Source organism: Pararhizobium sp. P1_E7, assembly GCF_056405855.1.
This window is the reverse complement of record NZ_JBFUBH010000115.1, coordinates 1-6,470: the sequence shown is the minus strand read 5'-3', so window position 1 is coordinate 6,470 and position 6,470 is coordinate 1. Positions and strand designations below refer to the sequence as shown.

Here is a 6,470-nt window from a genome sequence, read left to right as displayed (position 1 = left end):
GGTCCGCTCGCTTCCCAGCGGCAATATGATCTCGTGAAAATGGCAATCGCGACCGCAAAGGATGCGGGGGCAACTGTCGTGGTTGGAGGAGAACGCCCGAACGGCCTCGAGAAAGGTTATTTCCTGCAGCCGACAATTCTCACTGACGTCCCGCTCGAGAGCGCTGCCTGGAAAGAGGAAATTTTCGGTCCCGTCGTGTGCGTGAGACCTTTCAGTACGGAAGAGGAGGCGGTGCAGCTAGCGAACGATACCCGCTTTGGTCTCGCCGCCGCGGTCATGTCGAAAGATGATGTCAGGGCTGAGCGTGTCTCAACGGCACTTCGGGCCGGTATTGTCTGGATCAACTGCTCGCAGCCAACTTTTACCGAAGCACCTTGGGGCGGGTACAAGCAGTCCGGCATCGGACGCGAACTGGGGCGCTGGGGTTTCGAAAACTACCTCGAGACAAAGCAGATCACAAAGTATGTGACCGACGATCACTGGGGTTGGTACATCAAGGGCTGATCTGGCGGGGAGCCAGCAATGAAGACGTGGTTTATCACAGGTGTCTCACGCGGCCTGGGCTTGGCTATTGCCAAGGCGGTCCTTGCGGATGGTGGCCGCGTTATCGGCACTGTGCGCGGCGATCCACCAGAGCGTTTGTTCAAGGAAAGCCGGTTTCAGGCCCTGACCATGGAAATGCATGACCCCGAAGCGGTCGAGAGCACAGTTCACGAGGCATTCGCGCTTGCAGGACGCATCGACGTTATCGTCAATAATGCCGGTTATGGCCTGTTGGGCGCTGTCGAACAATCTACGGACGAGGAGCTGTCGGCGCTCTTTTCGGTCGACGTCTTCGCCCCGATCCGGATTACCCGCGTTGTTCTCCCATATTTGCGTCAGCAAGGCTCAGGTCACGTCATCTTCATCACGTCCATCGCCGGCCGTGCGCCGAGCGTGGGTGCCGCTCTCTATTCTGCTGCGAAGCACGCCGTAGAAGGCTTTGCCAGCTCGCTCGCGATTGAACTCGCACCATTGGGGATCAAGGTAACGGCAGTGGCACCAGGTCAATTTCGGACGGATTTTCTCAACACCATGTCGATAAAGAAAAGCCGCATCGCAGACGCCGCCTACAGCGATACCGTTGGTAGAACGATGGTCACCCTTGATACGGTCAATCGCAACCAACTCGGCGATCCGGATAAGGCCGCAAAGGTTATCGTGGAAATGGTGGCGGATTCAAATCCACCGGTCCATCTGTTGCTCGGTTCCGATGCGTTGATGCGGGCGCGCCAGAAACTCGATCACGTTGTTGATGAGCTAGACATCTGGATTGATCGGACAAGGAGCACCGATTTTGCATGACGCCCGACCGCGATAGTGCTCTGATGGAGTGGTTAAAACCCAGAGGAGAAATGGAGGCCCACAATCGTTCGTAAATTTTACGGTCTTCCTCCGTTGAGCACGCTCGCTGTTTTCGAGGCAGTCGCCAGGAATGCGAGTTTTACGCGGGCGGCAGATGAACTAAACGTGACAACGGGAGCCGTCAGCCGCCAGATTAAGGCGCTCGAGGAAGAACTCGGCGTGAAACTTTTTAGCCGTGAGAAAAGCGGCATCCAGCCCACGCCGCCCGCACAAGACCTCTTCGCTGAAGTCGCTGCGAGCTTCGCGCGATGTTCTCTCGCGATCCAATCGGTTAAATCAGAGCGTCTCAGCGAAAGTGTCACGTTCGCTTGCACTGACGCGTTCGCCACTGCTTGKCTGATGCCCCGTATGCCAGATTTCTGGTCTCGTCATCCTGATATTCTCATAAATTATTTCATCTCCGATCAAGTGCGGGAGTTCCGCAACACAGAAATTGATCTTTTCGTGCGCCCGGCGACGGGAACATGGCCAAACGAGGAAACGCAGCCTCTTTTCGAGGATATGATCTATCCAGTTGCCGGGGTCGGCTTTGTGCAGTCTCACTCGCGGATCGACACGGCGACACTTTCCGACCTTCCGCTGCTGCATATGGACTGGACGAACCCGGACTGGCCGCTTTGGCAGGATTTTCTCCAAGCGATGTCGATATCGTTCCATGCACTTCGCGGCGCACGCTTTTCAAAATACGTTTTAATGCTTGCCGCTGCCGAGGCGGATCAAGGCATCGCGTTGGGGTGGCACTCTTTGGTGCACCCGCTCGTTTCATCGGGCAAGCTTATGCGCGTGACGAACTTGCACATGCGCGATCCTATCGGCTTCTGTTTGGCATGGAACGGAAAGAAGCCCCTTTCGAGAGCCGCCATATCCTTTAAAAATTGGCTCGTCGAACAGGCTCGATCGATGCCCGGTCCCTTGGAATAGCCAGGCGCTAGGGCTTCAAGCAACTACAGCAGTCTCGCTGACGCTTTGCATCAAACTCAAGGCATGGTGAGTTTTTTGCGCGGTACGACAGCTCCCCTCAAATGATAGAATGGGTGCTTGCTGATGGCTGAGTTGCCCAGCAAATCACGTTCAGATGTACATGGATTAAGTAAGGCCATGGGGAGCAGAAAATGATCTCAAGTAAAGATATGGCGATCCTTCTCGATAGACGGCAACCTGGCTTCGCTCTTGAGCGGGAATTTTACACGCATCCAGATATATATCGTCTTGATATGGAAAACATCTGGTATCGCGAGTGGTTGTTCGCCGGGCATGTCTGCGAGTTACCTAAGACGGGGAGCTATATCACACTTCAAATAGGAGAGTATCCCGTAATGATCGTGCGGGATGCAAAGGGGCAGATTCGCGCGATGCACAACACGTGCCGTCATCGCGGCAGCAAGATTTGCAAGAATGAGAAGGGAACGTCGGCCAGACTCGTCTGCCCTTACCACCAATGGACCTACGATCTCGACGGCAAGCTGCTGTTCGCGCGGCAGATGGGCGACACGTTCGACAAAACCGGATATGGCCTCGCGTCGGTGGCCTGTGAGGTCGTAGAAGGCACGATCTTCATCTGCCTGTCGGATAACCCTAGTGATTTCAGTCGCGTCCGCGATCAGTTCGCAGCGTACGTTGCGCCGCATAATCTCATGGATGCCAAGGTTGCCCATGAAACCACGATCATCGAAAAGGGTAATTGGAAGCTGGTATGGGAGAACAATCGCGAATGCTATCACTGCGCCGCCAATCACCCGGAACTGTGCAAGACATTTCCAGAAGCGCCGACTTCATTTGGAGTGGCCGACGGTGCGATCGATGGCGAGGTGAACGATCTCTGGTCGCGTTGCGAAGCCGCCGGGCTCATCGCTGAATTCAAGGTTGATCCAACTGGACAGTTCAGAACAACGCGGGTGCCGCTTCTCAACAACGCGACGAGTTATACATTGGATGGCCTTCCAGCCGTCACTAAACCGATCACAGACACGAGAAATGTCGATAACATCGGCGCGCTACTGTTTTACCACTATCCATCCAGCTGGAACMATTACCTCGCTGACCACATTGTGACGTTCCGCGTCATTCCAATTAGCCCGACTGAGACCGCGGTTACTACCAAGTGGTTGGTACATAAGGATGCTGTGGAGGGCGTTGATTACAATAAGGACCGCCTGACCCACGTTTGGCTTGAAACTAACGATCAGGACCGTCAAGTCGTTGAAGACAATGCAGCCGGCATCTTGTCGCCAGCGTATCGTCCAGGCCCCTATTCGGAGATACACGAAGGCGGCGTCCTGCAATTTGTCGAGTGGTATACCTCATTCATCCGCCCGCGGCTTGACGGTGAAACGCGATCGCCTTTGTTGAGCGTAGCATGACAGAGGCCTCGCGCGTAAACGAGACGAATGCCGAACCCTTGCGTATAACGCCGGCATTGCAAAATCCCATCTGGAAGGGCGGGCCAGAGCTTCTTCGGGTAGTGAGTGTCACTGACGAAGCACCAGACGTGAAGACATTCACGTTCGAGCCTGCCGCTCCCGCCTTGTTCAGCTACAAGGCGGGTCAGTTCCTCACCCTCGAGCTTCCGACCCCGTCTGGTCCACTTCTGAGGACCTACACGATCTCTTCGAGTCCGTCCCGGCCGCTGACGATCGCCGTAACAGTGAAGGCTCAAATTGCCAGCGTCGGTACCAGATGGATGTTCGACAATCTCGTCACTGGCAGTTTAGTCAAAGCCGTCGGGCCAGCGGGGCATTTTACCCTTGAATTGGCAAAACGGAACAAGCTTCTTTTCATTTCGGCCGGATCGGGCGTTACCCCAATGATGTCGATGGTCAGATGGTTGGCCGACGTTTCGCCAGCAACGGAAGTTGCCTTCCTCCACTGCGCGCGGAGCCCCGCAGACATAATTTTCAGAGATGAACTTCACCATCTCGCGCGCTCCATGAAGAAACTTCGACTCGGCTTTATCGTTGAAGAAAGAGATCAATCGAACCCTTGGTCCGGGCTGGTAGGTCGGATCGATCGTGACAAGATCAGTGCGATCCTCCCGGATTTCAACGAGCGAGAAATCTACTGCTGTGGTCCAGACCCATTCATGAAATGGGTTCGCAATCTACTCTTGTCGAACGGCGTTCCCGAGGACAACTATCACGAGGAGGCTTTTAGCTTTCCAGCGATGCCGGAAACGCTGCCAACGGTATCTTCAATTTTACGAGAGGCCGTCTCGATACCAACGGCCACTTCCCACCTCGTGCGGTTCCAGACCTCTGAAACGGAACTTGCTTGCGAGCCCGACGAGACGTTGCTCCAAGCAGCTCGCAAGGCTGGCGTGCGGATTCTCTCGGTGTGCGAAATGGGCCTTTGCGGCACCTGTAAGGTGATGAAGACGTCAGGCGACGTGGTGATGCAACACAACGGCGGCATAACAGAGGAGGAGATACTGGATGGATATGTATTGGCTTGCTGTTCCAAGCCAACCACCTCGGTTGAAATAGAGGCATGAAGTCTCGAACAGGATTTGAAAACCCAGGGTCTGGCGCCTCGAACAAAATCACATGATGATTGGGTACAAATGAAGAGCCAACTGTGGAGGAGACAGTCATGAGGAAGAACCGAGGTGTCGTCTATCTAAAGCCGGGAAAAGTGGAAGTCCGTGATATCGACAATCCTAAATTGGAGGCACCAGATGGCCGCCGCATCGAACACGGCGTTTTCCTGAAGGTCGTGTCAACGAATATCTGCGGCTCGGATCAACACATGGTGCGGGGCCGCACGACAGCGATGCTGTGCCTCGTACTTGGCCACGAGATCACCGGAGGAAGTCATCGAAAAGGGCATTGATGTCGAGATGTTGGAGTCGGTGATATCGTCTCCGTGCCGTTCAATGTCGCTTGCGGTCGCTGCCGCTGCTGCAAGTCGTAGGACACGGGTGTTTGCCTCACCGTCAATCCGTCGCGCGACATAGGGGCCGTCGATGAACACCTTCGATAGTTGATCAGGGCAGACCATGGGTATTCAAGGGAGGTGTTGGATCGGTCCGTCGCGCGAGCTCTCGCAAGGCTCCGTCGCGATGGACAACAATTGCCGGCGACTGACGCCGAGGCGGCGCATGACATGATCATTGATGCGATCGAGTGCCTGGCCAATGCCGGCATTAGCCTCAGCAAGCGAGAAGAACGTGTGATTGCGCAGACGCCCCAAGATGCACGATTGGGCAAAACGGACCCCGTTCTCAACTTTAGATTTGTCCCTCGGCTTTCGTGGCCGTGCTGGGAGAACGCCGACGCCATAGTGAGAAGCCATCATGCCGTAGCTGCGGTTGATCTCGGGATCATAGAAACTGGCGCGACTGACGCCTGACTTCAGATTGTCGGGAACGATCAGCCGGGGAACGCCGTCAAAGAAGCAAAACATCCGGACATGTGAGCCGATCCGGTCCGGCAGCGTTTGCGTCCAGGTCGCTTCCGCATAGGTGATCCGCGCCAAACTCTGCCATTTCACGATAGGCAGCAGCACCGCCACCGCATCAAGTGTGCTGCATATGGTGACGTAAATTGGGTAAGAACTGGTCGTAATTGGATTGGCGGAAGTTGCTAAATCGACTCACTGTTAACAGGGTCAGAGCAGCATTGGGGTCGGTGCGGCGTTAGCGCAAGGTCAAGTGAAGTGATCGCTGCTATAATGTGACAGCTACTCGCGATCATTTGATCTCCCGTTCGTTATATTGGCCAAAATGGCTCGCTAGCATCGCGATTGCGATGCCGCAATGAATGCAAAGGCGAGCGGCGGCAACACCGCATGAATTCGCATAACACTGTTTATCTGGACGACCGGAGGTTCCCCGGGGGACAACGGTTGGCTGCGTATTTTTCAGGGGATTCCATGTTTATCGACAAGATTCTTGCTCGCCTCAAGATCCAGACAAAGGTGATAATCCTTGTCCTGCCCTTTGTGGCATGCATATGCGCCGTCGGTCTTACGGGCCTGTATGCGTCCAGCCTTCTACAAGCGCGCATGGAGATTTCGAACGGCGTTCTGCAGTCTCTGAGCGGGTTTAAGGAGTCTCTGAGCGGGTTTAAGGA

General features: G+C 55.0%; 6 protein-coding genes and 2 pseudogenes. 7 read left to right on the top strand and 1 reads right to left on the bottom strand.

What is annotated here, in order from left to right; genetic code table 11:
- The 6 genes and pseudogenes from AC1D17_RS27195 to AC1D17_RS27170 all read left to right on the top strand — a co-directional run.
- A partial coding sequence (locus AC1D17_RS27195; protein WP_477568364.1) for an aldehyde dehydrogenase family protein occupies nucleotides 1-504 on the top strand: 504 nt, incomplete at its 5' end.
- Between the two features lie 18 nt (nucleotides 505-522).
- Nucleotides 523-1,344, top strand: coding sequence for an SDR family NAD(P)-dependent oxidoreductase (locus tag AC1D17_RS27190; protein WP_477568363.1), 822 nt, complete (start codon nucleotides 523-525; stop codon nucleotides 1,342-1,344).
- A gap of 93 nt (nucleotides 1,345-1,437) precedes the next feature.
- A complete protein-coding gene (locus AC1D17_RS27185) occupies nucleotides 1,438-2,325 on the top strand; it encodes a LysR substrate-binding domain-containing protein (RefSeq protein WP_477568362.1) in 888 nt (295 codons plus the stop codon).
- A gap of 191 nt (nucleotides 2,326-2,516) precedes the next feature.
- A complete protein-coding gene (locus tag AC1D17_RS27180) occupies nucleotides 2,517-3,764 on the top strand; it encodes an aromatic ring-hydroxylating oxygenase subunit alpha (RefSeq protein ID WP_477568361.1) in 1,248 nt (415 codons plus the stop codon).
- On the top strand, nucleotides 3,761-4,891 hold the full coding sequence (locus AC1D17_RS27175) for an FAD-binding oxidoreductase (protein ID WP_477568360.1): 1,131 nt from the start codon (nucleotides 3,761-3,763) through the stop codon (nucleotides 4,889-4,891). The genes AC1D17_RS27180 and AC1D17_RS27175 overlap by 4 nt, the downstream gene beginning before the upstream one ends.
- Nucleotides 4,892-4,989: 98 nt before the next feature.
- A pseudogene (locus tag AC1D17_RS27170) lies at nucleotides 4,990-5,307 on the top strand (alcohol dehydrogenase catalytic domain-containing protein); the annotation flags it as partial.
- 180 nt (nucleotides 5,308-5,487) lie between these two features.
- On the opposite strand, the pseudogene AC1D17_RS27165 reads toward AC1D17_RS27170, so the two are convergent.
- A pseudogene (locus AC1D17_RS27165) lies at nucleotides 5,488-5,862 on the bottom strand (IS21 family transposase); the annotation flags it as partial.
- 408 nt (nucleotides 5,863-6,270) lie between these two features.
- Here AC1D17_RS27165 and AC1D17_RS27160 point away from each other — a divergent pair.
- A partial coding sequence (locus AC1D17_RS27160) for a hypothetical protein (protein ID WP_477568359.1) occupies nucleotides 6,271-6,470 on the top strand: 200 nt, incomplete at its 3' end.

What these genes read in the sequence shown, in the direction of transcription:
- AC1D17_RS27190 (WP_477568363.1), top strand. Translation starts at nt 523, where the DNA reads ATGAAGACGTGGTTTATCACAGGTGTCTCACGCGGCCTGGGCTTGGCT.
- AC1D17_RS27175 (WP_477568360.1), top strand. Translation starts at nt 3,761, where the DNA reads ATGACAGAGGCCTCGCGCGTAAACGAGACGAATGCCGAACCCTTGCGT.